Annotated in this window: 13 protein-coding genes; 5 read left to right on the forward strand and 8 right to left on the reverse strand. The window is 70.7% G+C overall.

The window, feature by feature from the left end:
- Positions 1-111 precede the first annotated feature (111 nt).
- On the reverse strand, positions 112-1,686 hold the full coding sequence (gene dacB / locus ACWGJY_RS31255) for a D-alanyl-D-alanine carboxypeptidase/D-alanyl-D-alanine endopeptidase (protein ID WP_453264232.1): 1,575 nt from the start codon (positions 1,684-1,686) through the stop codon (positions 112-114).
- Between the two features lie 86 nt (positions 1,687-1,772).
- Between dacB and ACWGJY_RS31260 the strand changes: the two genes are divergently transcribed.
- Complete coding sequence (locus tag ACWGJY_RS31260; protein WP_018514302.1) at positions 1,773-2,267, forward strand: inorganic diphosphatase; 495 nt, start codon at positions 1,773-1,775, stop codon at positions 2,265-2,267.
- Between the two features lie 157 nt (positions 2,268-2,424).
- Here the strand turns inward: ACWGJY_RS31260 and ACWGJY_RS31265 are convergent, their stop codons facing one another.
- Together ACWGJY_RS31265 and ACWGJY_RS31270 are read right to left on the reverse strand one after the other, a co-directional pair.
- Positions 2,425-4,173 (reverse strand): threonine/serine exporter family protein, encoded by a 1,749-nt coding sequence (locus ACWGJY_RS31265; protein ID WP_453264233.1) that lies wholly within the window; start codon positions 4,171-4,173, stop codon positions 2,425-2,427.
- A 148-nt stretch (positions 4,174-4,321) separates the two neighbouring features.
- Positions 4,322-5,026, reverse strand: a complete 705-nt coding sequence (locus tag ACWGJY_RS31270) for a DedA family protein (RefSeq protein WP_453264234.1) — start codon at positions 5,024-5,026, stop codon at positions 4,322-4,324.
- A 367-nt stretch (positions 5,027-5,393) separates the two neighbouring features.
- Here ACWGJY_RS31270 and leuE point away from each other — a divergent pair, with 367 nt between their 5' ends.
- The 3 genes from leuE to ACWGJY_RS31285 all read left to right on the forward strand — a co-directional run bounded on the left by leuE (position 5,394) and on the right by ACWGJY_RS31285 (position 8,343).
- Positions 5,394-6,059: a leucine efflux protein LeuE gene (gene leuE / locus ACWGJY_RS31275; RefSeq protein WP_453264235.1), complete on the forward strand. Its 666-nt coding sequence runs from the start codon at positions 5,394-5,396 to the stop codon at positions 6,057-6,059.
- Between the two features lie 234 nt (positions 6,060-6,293).
- Positions 6,294-6,917, forward strand: a complete 624-nt coding sequence (gene wrbA / locus ACWGJY_RS31280; RefSeq protein ID WP_453264236.1) for an NAD(P)H:quinone oxidoreductase — start codon at positions 6,294-6,296, stop codon at positions 6,915-6,917.
- A 16-nt stretch (positions 6,918-6,933) separates the two neighbouring features.
- Positions 6,934-8,343 carry a glutamate decarboxylase gene (locus ACWGJY_RS31285; RefSeq protein ID WP_453264237.1) on the forward strand — a complete coding sequence of 470 codons (1,410 nt, stop codon included), beginning with the start codon at positions 6,934-6,936 and terminating at the stop codon, positions 8,341-8,343.
- Between the two features lie 145 nt (positions 8,344-8,488).
- On the opposite strand, the gene ACWGJY_RS31290 is transcribed toward ACWGJY_RS31285, so the two are convergent.
- From ACWGJY_RS31290 to ACWGJY_RS31305, 4 genes are all read right to left on the reverse strand, one after another.
- Entirely contained in the window at positions 8,489-9,154 is a 666-nt protein-coding gene (locus tag ACWGJY_RS31290) for a PadR family transcriptional regulator (protein WP_453264238.1), read from the reverse strand.
- Positions 9,155-9,223: 69 nt separating this feature from the next.
- Positions 9,224-9,772 carry a DinB family protein gene (locus ACWGJY_RS31295; protein ID WP_453264239.1) on the reverse strand — a complete coding sequence of 183 codons (549 nt, stop codon included), beginning with the start codon at positions 9,770-9,772 and terminating at the stop codon, positions 9,224-9,226.
- Positions 9,773-9,972: 200 nt separating this feature from the next.
- On the reverse strand, positions 9,973-11,430 hold the full coding sequence (locus tag ACWGJY_RS31300) for an aldehyde dehydrogenase family protein (protein WP_453264240.1): 1,458 nt from the start codon (positions 11,428-11,430) through the stop codon (positions 9,973-9,975).
- Between the two features lie 84 nt (positions 11,431-11,514).
- Entirely contained in the window at positions 11,515-12,378 is an 864-nt protein-coding gene (locus tag ACWGJY_RS31305) for a helix-turn-helix domain-containing protein (protein WP_453264241.1), read from the reverse strand.
- Between the two features lie 313 nt (positions 12,379-12,691).
- Between ACWGJY_RS31305 and ACWGJY_RS31310 the strand changes: the two genes are divergently transcribed.
- Positions 12,692-13,174 (forward strand): ATP-binding protein, encoded by a 483-nt coding sequence (locus tag ACWGJY_RS31310; RefSeq protein ID WP_453264242.1) that lies wholly within the window; start codon positions 12,692-12,694, stop codon positions 13,172-13,174.
- A gap of 228 nt (positions 13,175-13,402) precedes the next feature.
- Here the strand turns inward: ACWGJY_RS31310 and ACWGJY_RS31315 are convergent, their stop codons facing one another.
- The gene (locus ACWGJY_RS31315; protein ID WP_453264243.1) at positions 13,403-13,642 is read right to left on the reverse strand and encodes a DUF397 domain-containing protein; all 240 of its coding nucleotides are present in this window, start codon (positions 13,640-13,642) and stop codon (positions 13,403-13,405) included.
- Positions 13,643-13,661 lie beyond the last annotated feature (19 nt).

Below are 13,661 nucleotides of genomic sequence, written 5' to 3' on the forward strand. Positions count from 1 at the left end.
GTCTGGTGTGGGGACTGCTTCGCTTTACGTCCCCACACCAGACCCCTCCGGCCCGTCACCTCCCGTGGGTGGGTTGGGGGGAGGCCGGTGGGGGTGGGCGGTCCGGGTGGGTCAGCGGCAGCCGCAGTTGGCCACTGCCGAGGCGAGTTTGTCGAGGGCGTTCTGGGCGCCCTGGGGGTCGGTGGTACCGGTGGTCATGAAGGAGAAGACCAGGAGCCGGCCGTCGGCGTCGACGACGGTGCCGGCCAGGGTGTTCACGCCGGTGAGGGTGCCGGTTTTGGCGCGTACGGCACCGGCGCCGGCGCTCTGGCCCCGGTAGCGGTTGCGGAGGGTGCCGGTGAAGGCGGCCACCGGGAGGCCGGTGACGACGGGGCGCAGGGCGGGCCGGTCGGGGGACGAGGCCTGCAGCAGGAGCCGGGAGAGCAGGGCGGCGGTGACCTTGTCGTCGCGGTCCAGGCCGCTGCCGTCCTCGAAGACGGCGCCGGACAGGGGCAGATGCTGCCGGGCGAGGGCGGCGCGTACGGCCTTTCCGGCGCCGGCGAAGCTGACCGGCTGCCGCGAGCCCAGGGCGGTCTGGCGGGCCAGGGCCTCGGCGATGTCGTTGTCGCTGTAGGTGAGCATCCGCTCGACGAGCGCGGACAGCGGCAGCGAGTGGACGGTGGCGAGCCGGTCGGGGTTCTTGGGGGCCTTGGCGGCGGCGGGGTCGCCGTCGACGGTGATGCCCCGCTGGTGGAGCAGTGCGGCGAAGGTGCGGGCCGCGGCGTGGGCCGGGTCGGTGTCGCGGGGGGCGATGCCGTGGTCGGTGTCGTCGAGCCGCGCCTCGTCGGCCATCAGCGCGGCGACGGGGGCGATGTTCTCGTTCGGGCCGATGGGGTGCTCGACGGGGCCGGAGTAGGCGCTGGTGTCGTAACCGAGGCCGACCTTGGTGAGGTGGCGCTTCTTGAGGGCGCGGGCGGTGGCGTCGGCGAGGGCGCGCAGATTCGCGGGCTGTTCCTCGGCGCCCTCCCGCGGGGCGCGGGCGGTGAGGGTGGGGTCGCCGCCGCCGACCAGGGCGATGTGGTTCTTGCCGCCCATGACGACGGTGGTGTCGATGCGGTGGTCGGGTCCGAGCACCGAGAGCGCGGCGACGGCGGTGGCGAGTTTGACGGTGGAGGCGGGGGTGGCGGCCGTGTCCTGGTCCTCGCCGAAGACCTCCCGGCCCGCGGCGACGTCGAGGACTGACGCCGTGCGCAGCGGGCCGAGCGCCGGGTCTTTCAGCAACGGTGCGAGCGCGTCGGCGAGCCCCCCGTCGGTGGGCACGGGGGCGGCGCCCCGGCCCGCGGCACCGGGCGCGGTGCCGCCGAGTGCGGGCAGCACGGGCGGTGCGCTGGGCGCCGGTCCGGGCCGGGCGGCGTGATGCTCGCCACTGGCACCGTCCATGGAGCCCGCCTCCGTCCGCTCGGCCGTACGCTGACCCGAGTCCCACGGCCCGGCCGCCGCCACCGCGGCGAGCGCGACCGCCAGACCGGTGGCTGCGGAGACCGCCGTCAGCCGCCAGGTCTGCCGGGTATGGCGCGGTGTGGCCTGCCAGGCCTGCCGCGCGGCAGCGACCGCCGTCTGCGCCGACCGGACCGCCGCGCGCGTCGCCGCCCGCGCGGACCGCTCCGCCGACTGCCATCTGACCTGCCACTTTCCGGTCTCCGGCACCTCGGACCAGCCCCTTTCGCCACCACACACCTGCGTGGGGGACACTTAATCACCAGACGTATGTGTTGATCATGGAGGAGCCACCCGTGGAGTTCGACGTCACCATCGAGATCCCGAAGGGTTCGCGGAACAAGTACGAGGTGGACCACGAGACCGGTCGGATCCGCCTGGACCGTCGACTCTTCACCTCGACCAGCTACCCGGCCGACTACGGCTTTGTCGAGAACACCCTGGGCGAGGACGGCGACCCGCTGGACGCCCTCGTCATCCTGGACGAGCCGACCTTCCCCGGCTGCCTCATCAAGTGCCGTGCCATCGGCATGTTCCGGATGACGGACGAGGCCGGCGGCGACGACAAGCTGCTGTGCGTCCCGGCGTCCGACCCGCGGGTGGAGCACCTCCGGGACATCCACCACGTGTCGGAGTTCGACCGCCTGGAGATCCAGCACTTCTTCGAGGTCTACAAGGACCTGGAGCCCGGCAAGTCCGTCGAGGGCGCCGACTGGGTCGGCCGCACCGAGGCCGAGGCCGAGATCGAGGCCTCGTACAAGCGCCTCGAGGCGCAGGGCGGCAAGCACTGACGCAGTCGTGCCGTCCCGGCGTGTGGCGGGGTTTTCCCGACCGCGACGCGCCGGGATCTGCGGGCTGATTTTCGTACGCGAACGGGCGGCACCCGGTTGGGTTGCCGCCCGTTGTGCGTGTCGGGGGCCGGTCACGGGCGGGAGCCGCCGGCCACTCCTAGAAGCCGCGGGTGCGCTTGGCGGCACGGCGGCCGGTGCCGGCCTCCTGGATGCCGGGGGCGCGCATGAACAGCCGGGCGACCTCGGCGCCGAGGTTGACCCCGACGGCGATGGCCAGCGCCAGTGAGGCGGCCTGCACCAGGGACGTGAGGCCCTGCGGCAGGTGGCCCTGGGCGAAGTTGAGCAGCCCGAAGTACGTGGCGCTACCGGGCAGCAGCGGGCCGATGGCCGCGGTGACGTACGGCAGCGCCGACGCATAGCGGTAGCGGGAGAGCAACTGGCCGAAAAGACCGACCAGTCCGGCCGCGATCGCGGTGGCGGGCACGGCGTTCACGCCGGCGACGTAGGTGAGCGCGCCGTACACGACCCAGGCGACGCCACCGTTCAAGGTCGCAAACGCCACGGTGTTGCGTTCCTGTTGGAGCAGCACACAGAACGCCAGCGCCAGCAGCATGGCCGCCACGATCTGCACCAGCGGCTCGTTGTACACCCCCAGCGACTGCTCGGGGTTGAGCCGGCGCAGGCCGGGGTTCAGCTGAAGACCGAAGTAGAGCACGCTGAGCACGCCGACCACGATGCCGACGATGAGGTAGCCGACCTCCAGCAGCCGGGCGGCGGCGGTGATGTAGTAGCCGGTCAGCCCGTCGTGGACGCCGGCGACCAGCGCCCGCCCCGGGATCAGCGCGAACAGCCCACCGGTGATCACCGCGGACGCCTGCACATTGGCGTGCGCCAGACCGAAGGCGACGCCCACCGCGGCGGGCGGCATCGCGGCGACCACGAACTGGTAGAACTCCGGCAGCCCGCGCGCGGACGCGAGCCAGGCCAGCCGGTCGCCGAGCATCGAGCCCACCGCGGCCGCGACGAACACCAGCATCCCGCCGCCGACCAGCATGGAGGCCGCACCGGACAGCAGCCCGGAGGCGACCGTCAGTGCCCAGCTCGGGTACGGGTGGCGGTTACGGCGGATCTCCGCGAGGCCACGGTAGGCCTCTTCGAGGGTGATGCCCTCGGAGGTGATCTCGTCGACGAGCCGGAAGACCGCGGACAGCCGGTTGTAGTCGACTCCGCGGCGCCGGACCGTGCGGCTGGCCGTGACCGGGTCGTCGACCAGCGACGGCTGGTAGGAGATCGACAGCAGGGTGAAGGTGACGGTCGGCTCGACGCGTTCCAGCCCGTAGGCGTGCGCGACGCCGAACATCGCGGCCTCGACGTCCTCCGCGCCCTCACCGCCGGCGAGCAGGATCTCCCCGATACGCAGCGTCAGGTCGAGCACGCGGGGTACGGCCGGGCCGGTCTCGTCGTCGGCCCGCTCAAGGCGCTCGGGGACCGGCCGCTCCCCCACCGGCATCCGGAGCATCGTCCGCATCCGGTCCTGCCAGGGCGCCTCCTTGGTGAGGCGGACGGCGGGGATGCCGTGCGGCGGGGTGAAGGCGTAGCTCAGGGCGGTGGAACCGGCGGGCATCGGGGTCTGGCCGGTGGTGCTGCTCGGCGGCGAGAACGCCGATCCCTCCTGCTCGGACGGGTTCTCCGGACGCAGCCCGGCGGGCAGCGCGAACTCCGAGGTGGGGTGCTCGTCCTCCGGCAGTGGTGGATAGGGCACGCCCAGCGGCGGGGTGAAGGCGCTGTGCGCCTCGTCCGGTTGGGGCTTGCGCTCCTCGGGACCGGTCTGGTCCGCGGAGCCGCCGCTGCCGCTGCTGCTGCTGCTGTTCGCGGCGCGCTGGCCGCGCTGTGGGTCCGACGCCACGGGTCTTCGCTCTCCTCGTAAGCCTCCTGACGGATAACAAGGACACGATGCCTGATGGGGGTGCACGGCGCGTGCTCGGGGGCGATGTTTTCGGCTGGCGGTCGGGTGCGGCGACGGGCGGGCGGGCCGAGGGGCTCCCGGCTGCTTGTCAGCGCTTGGCGTGGCGGCCGCGGCGGGTGTCGGGGGCGGGGCTGCGGGGGCGGTCCACGGAGTGCGGGGCGGGCTGCTCGTTCTTCGCCTTGCCACGGGCGCGGAGGTACTCGATGGCGATCGGTACGACGGAGATCAGCACGATCGCGACGAGGATCAGCTCGATGTGCTGGTGGACGAACGCGATGTTCCCCAGCGAGGCGCCGAGCAGGGTGACGCCGGCGCCCCACAGCGCGCCGCCGACGAAGTTGAAGGTGAGGAAGGAGCGGTAGTTCATCCGGCTCACGCCGGCAATGATCGGCGTGAAGGTCCGCACGATCGGCACGAAGCGGGCCAGGATCAGCGACTTGGGGCCGTGCTTCTCGAAGAAGGCATGCGCCTTCTCGACGTTCTCCTGCTTGAAGAGGCGGGAGTCGGGGCGGGTGAAGAGCGAGGGGCCGACCTTGCGGCCGAAGAGATATCCCGCCTGGTCACCGAGCACGGCGGCCAGGACGACCAGGGAGGCCACCAGCCACAGCGGCCGGTCCAGCTTGTTCGTCGTCACCAGCAGACCGGTGGTGAACAGCAGCGAGTCGCCCGGCAGGAAGAAGCCGATCAGCAGGCCGGACTCCGCGAAGACGATGACCAGGACGCCGATCAGGCCGAATGTCGCGATCAGATAGTCCGGGTCCAGCCACTGGGGGCCGAGCGCGAGAGTATTCACGGGGTGAAGGCTCCTGGGTCGAGGGCGCCGGATCGTGCGGTGCGACGAGCGAAGCGACGAGGGTGCAGGCGCGTGTGCGGCCCAAAACTATCAACGCCGGGTGACTCCCCTTGGTTCCAGGCGGGCCCTGGGGCCCCGGCCCGGAGCCCCGGGCCTCCCGGCCGCGCCCGGGAGGTGTACGGGCCGGGAGCGCCGCGGCCCGGACGGCTCACAGGTGGCGAAGGCGGCGATCTGCCCTGCCGAACAGCTCACGCCCGCTCCCTTCCCGGTACGTACTCCACGATGTGTCCGCACGTCGCGTGAGGTGCAGGTCCGCATCATGAAAAGCCGGTGAGGCGGCGGGCAGCGGGGTGAGATCCTGCCGTACATGCTGGGGATAACGGATCTGTCCACGTATCTGGTGGGGCTCGCGCTGATCATTCTGCTGCCGGGTCCGAATTCGCTGTACGTCGTTTCGGTGGCGGCCCGGCGCGGGCCGCGGGTGGCCTACCGGGCGGCGGCCGGTGTGCTGTGCGGTGACACGGTGCTGATGACGCTGTCGGCCGGCGGGGTGGCCTCGCTGCTGCAGACCAGCCCGGTGCTGTTCGGCGTCGTGAAGTTCGCCGGCGCGGGCTATCTGACGTGGCTGGCGGTCGGGATGCTGCGCGGCGCCTGGGCGCTGTGGCACGGCCGGGAGGCGCAGAAGGCCGAGCGGCAGGGCGGGGCGGCCGCGGCGCCGAAGGAGACGGTGGAACGGCCGTACCGCAGAGCGCTGGTGGTCAGCCTGCTCAACCCGAAGGCGATTTTGTTCTTCATCTCCTTCTTCGTGCAGTTCGTCGACCCGGCGTATGCGCACCCGGTGCTGTCGTTCCTGGCGCTGGGCGCCTGGGCGCAGCTGTTCAGCTTCACCTACCTGTCGGTCCTGATCTTCAGCGGGACGTTCCTGGCGGCGACCTTCCGCCGCCGTAAGCGGCTGACGGCCGGGCTGTCCGCGGGCGCGGGCGCCGCGTTCCTCGGCTTCGCCGCGAAGCTGTCGCTGGCCGGCGCGAGCTGACCCGCCGCCGGGCGGGCCCGACACGGGGCGGGCGGGCCCGGCGCCGGCCCGCGGGGACGGCGCCGGGCCGCGGGGACGGATACGGGCCGCGGGGACGGATACGGGCCGCGGGGACGGATACGGGCGGGTGGCGGTCCTTCGGGACGGCCACCCGCCCGTGCCACATCCACTGGGTGAACCCTGGAGGCCACACGCCCCCTATGCCCTTATTGTCGGGTTCCAGGAGGTGCGTCCATGCCCGTGCACGACGTGAATGTCGCCGTCATCTACTACTCGTCGACCGGCACCGTCGCCCAGCTCGCCCAGTGGATCGCGGACGCCGCCGAGCACGCCGGGGCCGATGTGCGACTGCGCCGTACCGCGGAACTCGCCCCGCAGGCCGCGATCGACGCCAACCCGGCCTGGGCGGCGAACGCGGCGGCCACCGCCGACGTCCTGGAGGCCACCCACGAGGACATGCTCTGGGCGGACGCGGTGATCTTCGGGACCCCCACCCGCTTCGGCAATGTGACCTCCCAGCTCAAGCAGTACCTCGACACCCTGGGCGGCCTCTGGCAGCAGGGCAGACTGGCCGACAAGGTCTACAGCGGCTTCACCGCGAGCGCCACCCGGCACGGCGGCCAGGAGTCCACCCTGCTCGCGCTCTACCACTCCGTCCATCACTTCGGCGGCATCCTCGTGACACCGGGCTACACCGACCCGGCGAAGTTCACCGACGGCAACCCCTACGGCACCTCTCACGTCGGCGGCCCGGACACCCCGCCCGACGACGATGCGCACACCGCCGCCCGCATTCAGGCGGAGCGCGTCGTGAAATTCACGAAGGCCGTCAAACACGGCCTTTCACCGGCGAGTTGACGGGTAGTGGCGACAGATGACCCTGCACAAAGGCACCTCGGCAACCGACCCCAAGCCCACCAGGCACCCGGTCAACCCCTTCTACGGCGAGGCCGACCCGGTCGCCGGCATGGAGACCGCGCCACCGCGGCACACCCTGCCCGACGGGCCGGTCTCCCCGCACACCGCGTACCAGTTCGTGCACGACGAGCTGATGCTGGACGGCAACTCCCGGCTGAATCTGGCGACGTTCGTCACGACCTGGATGGAACCGCAGGCCGGCGTCCTGATGGCGGAGTGCCGGGACAAGAACATGATCGACAAGGACGAGTACCCGCGCACCGCCGAGCTGGAGAAGCGGTGCGTGTCGATGCTCGCCCATCTGTGGCACGCCCCGTCGGCCGCCATGGGCTGCTCCACCACCGGGTCGAGCGAGGCCTGCATGCTCGCCGGGATGGCCCTCAAACGGCGCTGGATGCAGCGCAACAAGGACCGGTATCCGGGCGAGGCCCGGCCCAACCTCGTGATGGGCGCCAACGTCCAGGTCTGCTGGGAGAAGTTCTGCAACTTCTGGGAGGTCGAGGCCCGCATGGTCCCGATGGAGGGCGACCGCTTCCATCTGGACGCGGCCTCCGCAGCCGAGCTGTGCGACGAGAACACCATCGGCGTGGTGGCGATCCTCGGCTCGACCTTCGACGGGTCCTACGAACCGGTGTCCGAGATCTGCGCGGCGCTCGACGAGATCCAGCAGCACCAGGGCTGGGACATCCCGGTCCATGTGGACGGGGCCTCCGGCGCCATGATCGCCCCGTTCCTCGACCCGGAACTGGTCTGGGACTTCCGGCTGCCGCGGGTCGCCTCCATCAACACCTCGGGGCACAAGTACGGCCTGGTCTACCCGGGCGTCGGCTGGGCGCTGTGGCGCGATACCCAGGCGCTGCCCGAGGAGCTGGTCTTCCGCGTCAACTACCTGGGCGGCGACATGCCAACCTTCGCGCTCAACTTCTCCCGGCCCGGCGCCCAGGTCGCCGCGCAGTACTACACCTTTCTGCGGCTCGGCCGGGACGGCTTCCGCGCCGTACAGCAGGCGACCCGCGACGTGGCCCGCTCCATGGCCGACCGGATCGGCGCGCTCGGCGACTTCAGAATGCTGACCCGGGGCGACGAGCTGCCGGTCTTCGCCTTCACCACCCACGACGACATCACCGCCTTCGACGTCTTCGACGTGTCCCGGCGGATGAAGGAGCGCGGCTGGCTGATCCCCGCCTACACCTTCCCCCCGAAACGCGAGGACCTGTCCGTCCTGCGGGTGGTCTGCCGCAACGGCTTCTCCATGGACCTCGCCGATCTGTTCCTCGCGGACCTGGAAGAACTGCTGCCCGAACTCCGCCAACAGCCGGGCCCGCTGGAGCGCCCGGCGAACGTGGCGACGGCGTTCCACCACTAGGCGGACCGTCGGACTCCCGTCGTCCGCCCGGCGGGCGGGCCCCGCGGCGCCTGCGGCCCCCCGGCGAGGCCGCTGCACCCGCACGGCGGCATCCGCCTGTTGCTCGGGCCGGTCCCTGCCGTGCCCCGTACCCGTACGGCCTCCGTCAGGGCCGCCGGCCGTGCGCCCCCGCCCCGTCGTCCGCCGGCCCCGTGTCCTTCGTCGCGTACGGGTTCTCCTGCCCCTCGGCGAGTACGCCGACGAACGGCTCCCCCTCGCCGGCGAAGACATACGCCCCGCCCTCGATCCGCTCGATCAGCCCGCGTGTCCATGCGGCGCCGCTGTCCGCGGAGTGCACCCACATATTCATGATCTCGCCGATATGGCCGAGCTGTCCGGGACCCTGGGCGGGCGTGTAGTACTCGGTGACCGTGCTCCGCCACTCCTCCAGCGCACGCACCCGCTCCTTGAGCAGCGCCACCGCCTCGGCCCGCGGCAGATCGACGACGAAGCCGATGGCCGCGCTGAGCACGTCGGCCTTCTGGTCGTGCCGGGCGAGCGCCGCACGCAGCAGTGCGAAGTACTCCGCCTCGCCCGCCGCGGTCAGCTCGTACTCGGTACGCGGCGGACCGCCGGCGGTGCTGGGCGCGATGTCATGGGCGTGCAGCAGCCCTTGCCTGGCCATCTGCTTGAGCGCGTGGTAGATCGAGCCCGGCTTGGCGTTGGACCACTCGTGGGCGCCCCAGTACTCCAGGTCGTTGCGCACCTGATAGCCGTGCGCCCGGCCGTGCTGGCGCACGGCGCCCAGTACCAACAGCCGGATCGCCGACATCGTCTCCTCCATCCCGCACGCCCGCACGCGCCCTTGCCGTCAGCCTAGGGCGCGCCGGCCGGCCCGTGCTCACCCCTGCTGCGCCTTGCGCTCCTCATCCACCAGCGCAAAGGCCGTCCTGCCGTCCAGGGACTCGCGCAGGATGTCGGCGTGCCCGGCGTGCCGGGCGGTCTCCTCGATCAGGTGCAGCACCAGCCAGCGCATCGACTGCCGGGCCTGCGGCGGGAACCAGGGCGCGACGGGCAGCGGGAAGGTGTCGTCCAGGCTCGGTACGGCGCGGATGAACTCCTCCGTCCGCCGCGCGACCTTGTCCCAGAACGCCAGCACCTCCGCCAGGCTCTCGCCGTCCGCGAGCCGGAAGCTCAGGTGCCAGGTCTCCGTGGTCCGCTCGATGGAGTGCGGCAGTTGCTGCGCGGTCTCGACCCAGGTCTGCTCGGTCTCCGCGACATGCTTGACCAGTCCGGACAGCGACAGTTCACTGACGCTCGGCCGCCGGGCCGCCTGGGCATCGGTCAGCCCCAGGACCGCCCGGCGCAACCCGCCGCGCTGCGCCTCCAGGAAAGCCAGCAGCGCGCCGGCCTCGTCGCCGTGGGCCTCGGCAAGAACGTGTGTGGGCATGAGATCCGCCTTTCATGACATTCCCCGCGGCCGGCTTTTCGCCGTCCGCCTTTCGACGTCACTCAAGGTAGGAGCAATGGCGGTCAGCTTCTGTCCGCTACCCGCGGCGGACCGTCCCCGATTTCCCTCGCGCCGCGATTTCCCGGGCGCCCGGATTCCCGCGCGCCGCGATTTCCCGCGCGCCCCGATTCCTTCGCTGCTCAGAACGGGAACTGCGACCGCCCGTGCTGGATGGAGATCCACTTGGTCGTGGTGAAGGCCTCCACCATCGCGTCGCCGTTCAGCCGCCCCACCCCGGAGCTCTTCGCGCCGCCGAAGGGCACGATCGGCTCGTCGTGCACCGTGGCGTCGTTGACGTGGAACATCCCCGTCTCGATGCGCTTGGCGAAGCGCACCCCGCGCTCGATGTCGGCGGTGTGCACGGCGCCGCTGAGCCCGTACGGCGTCGTGTTGGTGAGCCGCACCGCCTCCTCGTCACCGTCAAAGGGAACCAGCACCACAACGGGACCGAAGATCTCCTGCTGGTGCAGCGGGGAGTCCTCCGGCAGCCCGCTGAGCACGCTCGGCGCCACCAGCGTGCCCCGGGTCTCGCCGTGGAGCAGCGCCGAGGCACCGTCGGCGACCGCGCGGTCCACCAGCGAGGTGATCACCTCGGCCTGGCCCTCATTGATCAGCGGGCCGATATGGGTCTGCGGGTCGGTGGGGTCGCCCACCTTCAGGGCCGCGACCCTGGCGACGAACTTCTCGGTGAACTCCCGCTCCACGGCGCGGTCCACGAGCACGCGGTTGGCGGCCATACAGACCTGGCCCTGGTGGACGAAGCGGCTGAAGACGGCCGCGTCCACCGCATAGTCGACGTCCGCGTCGTCGAGGACGACCAGTGCGCTGTTGCCGCCCAGTTCCAGCACCGAGTGCTTGAAGTTGGCGGCGGCGACCGTCGCGACGTGCCGGCCGACCTTCTCGGAGCCGGTGAAGGAGATGGTCTTGGGCACCGGGTGCTCGATGAGCGCATCGCCGATCTCGGCGATATCGGTGACCACGACGTTGAGCACCCCCGCCGGCAGCCCGGCCTCCTCGAAGATCTTGGCGACCAGGCCGCCGCCGCACACCGGGGTGTTCTGGTGCGGTTTGAGAACGACGGCGTTGCCGAGGGCGAGGGCCGGCGCGACGGACTTCAGCGACAGCAGGAGGGGGAAGTTGAAGGGGCTGATAACGCCGACCACACCGACCGGCAGCCGGTAGAGGCGGTTCTCCTTGCCGTCGATGGGCGAGGCCAGAATGCGGCCCTCGGCGCGCAGCGCCAGCTGGATCGCCTCGCGCAGGAACTCCCTGGCGAGATGCAGCTCGAAGCCCGCCTTGACGAGCGTGCCGCCGACCTCCGCGGTGATCGTCTCGGCCAGTTCCGCCTCGCGGTCGTCGATGATCCGCAGCGCGCGCTCGAAGACGATCCGCCGGGTGTACGGATTGGTGGCACCCCACCCCCGCTGTGCGCGCTCCGCGGCGCGGTAGGCCTGGTCGATCTCCTCGACCGTGGCGACGGGTATGGAGGCCAGCTTCTCCCCGTTATAAGGATTGAAGTCGACGATGTCCCATGAGCCGCTGCCGGACCGCCACTCGCCGTCGATGAACTGATACGCCAACTCGTCGAAGTAGGACATGCCATCCCGATCTGGAGAACAGGGCGCTCAGGGCGCCGCATTGGGGGGTGCTGACTCCTGATGGTGCGCCATCCTACCGATGCGTCACATCAGTTGGAGTAGACCACGCAACAGGTCCCTGCTCTCGGCCGGATTCGGTCCCTCTTCCTGGAGGCGGTCCATCACCCGCGCGTATTGCGCGACCTCTTCGGGCTTGTCCACATAGAGGGCGCTCGTCAGCTGCTCCAGATAGACGACGTCCGGCAGACCCGACTCCTGGAAGCCGAGCATCGTGAAGGCTCCGCTCTCGCCCGCATGCCCTCCCAGACTGAAGGGCATCACCTGAAGCCGCACGTTCGGTCTCTCGGACACCTCGATCAGATGCTTCAACTGCTCGCGCATGACGGACCGTTCGCCGTAGGGGCGACGCAGCGCGGCTTCGTCCAGCACACAGTGGAACTGCGCCGACCGCTCGGTCACCAGCAGCTTCTGGCGCTCCATGCGCAGCGCGACACGGCGCTCTATCTCGGCGGGCCCGGCGTCCGGCATCCCGCGTCTGACGACGGCCTGCGCATAGCTCTCGGTCTGCAACAGCCCGTGCACGAACTGGACTTCGTAGACCCGGAGAAGGGAAGTGGCTCCTTCCAGTCCCACATACGTCTGGAACCAGCCGGGCAGCACATCGGTGTAGCTGTGCCACCACCCGGCCACATTCGCCTCACGCGCCAGGGACAGCAGTGCCTCGCGCTCCTGCGCGTCACCGACCCCGTACAGCGTGAGCAGGTCCTCCACGTCCCGTGCCTTGAAGCTCACGCGGCCCAACTCCATGCGGCTGATCTTTGATTCGGACGCACGGATCGAGTAGCCGGCCGCCTCACGGGTTATCCCACGCGATTCACGCAGCCGACGGAGCTGCGACCCGAGCAGGATCCGCCGCACCACCGACCCGCTCGACTCACTTGCGGACACCTCTCAGACCCTCCTGTGACCCCAGCCCGTCCAACAGTGGGCCGCAGTCTGCCACGTTCGGGCTTCGTTGAGTGCTCATCCGGTTACTGAGGTGTGAGGCCCCCGCAAGCCCTCCACACGAAGCGGCAGGAAGAATTCAGAAGGAATCGGTCCATGCCGGGGCAATCACGGCACGTGCACGTGCATCTGCCCTTGCATCTGTCCTCCGCATTGGGAACCATAGGCGTCGCACGCATGCACGCTCGTGAAAGATCCGCCAGATCCGGCTGACCGGCCAGGGTCATGACGTCCGCGAACGCCAGGAGTGCCTCGCATGGGGACCAAGGTTTTGACCATGCTCGAGCCGTTATGGCAGGGCTTCCCTCCCGTCGACCCCCTGGCTGTCTCCGGATCCGCGTCGCGCACTCTCCCGGCACGCTATGAATCGGTGCGCTCCGCACGTGCGTTCACCCGCGAGACCCTGCAGGGCTGGGACCTGGACGATCTCTTCGACTCGGTCGCCCTGGTGGTCTCCGAACTCGTCACCAACGCCCTGCGGCACGCGATCCTCGCCGCCCCGGAGCACGGCGACGCCACCCCGCCCGCCCGGCTGCATCTGATGCGCTGGTCCTCCCGGCTGATCTGCGCCGTACGGGACCCGAGCGATGATTCACCGGTCGCCGGCGAGGCGGATTCCGCCGCGGAGTCGGGTCGTGGGCTGTATCTCGTGGATTCCTTCAGCGACAGCTGGGGCTGGCATCCGCTGGCCGGTGCCACACACGGCAAGATCGTGTGGGCGCTCTTCCGGCTGCCGTAGCCGTTCCTTCACACCGGGCGCACCGTCCCCGACGGGCGCCCGGTCGGCATGCCCGGACACCGGCACCGCCTACGGGCCGGACCTTCCCCACGACGCCCGGACATCCACGGTCCCCACGGGCACCCAGGGCGCCCCCGCCCACGGACACCCACGGGCCTCACGGACACCCACGAGCCTCACGGGCGCCCACGGACCCCCATGCACCACCCATGCACCACCCATGCACACTCAATCCGGCACGAGATGGTCGAACTCCCCGTCCTTGATGCCGAGCAGCATCGCCCGGACCTCGGCCGGCGTGTAGATGAGCGCGGGACCGTCCGGGAAGCGGGAGTTGCGTACCGCGATATCACCCCCGGGCAGCTTGGCGAACTCCACACAGGAGCCCTGGGAGTTGCTGTGCCTGCTCTTCTGCCATGCCACATCACGGAGATCTGTGGCGGCCATGCCGTTGTATGCGTGGAGCACAGGGGTCTCCCGGTGATAA

It is taken from the genome of Streptomyces sp. NPDC054765 (assembly GCF_053612065.1).

Bases quoted from the DNA above. Each gene is read 5' to 3' on its own strand.
- leuE (WP_453264235.1), top strand. From the start codon at position 5,394: ATGCTGGGGATAACGGATCTGTCCACGTATCTGGTGGGGCTCGCGCTG.
- wrbA (WP_453264236.1), top strand. From the start codon at position 6,294: ATGCCCGTGCACGACGTGAATGTCGCCGTCATCTACTACTCGTCGACC.
- ACWGJY_RS31285 (WP_453264237.1), top strand. From the start codon at position 6,934: ATGACCCTGCACAAAGGCACCTCGGCAACCGACCCCAAGCCCACCAGG.
- ACWGJY_RS31290 (WP_453264238.1), bottom strand. From the start codon at position 9,154: ATGTCGGCGATCCGGCTGTTGGTACTGGGCGCCGTGCGCCAGCACGGC.
- ACWGJY_RS31295 (WP_453264239.1), bottom strand. From the start codon at position 9,772: ATGCCCACACACGTTCTTGCCGAGGCCCACGGCGACGAGGCCGGCGCG.
- ACWGJY_RS31300 (WP_453264240.1), bottom strand. From the start codon at position 11,430: ATGTCCTACTTCGACGAGTTGGCGTATCAGTTCATCGACGGCGAGTGG.
- ACWGJY_RS31310 (WP_453264242.1), top strand. From the start codon at position 12,692: ATGGGGACCAAGGTTTTGACCATGCTCGAGCCGTTATGGCAGGGCTTC.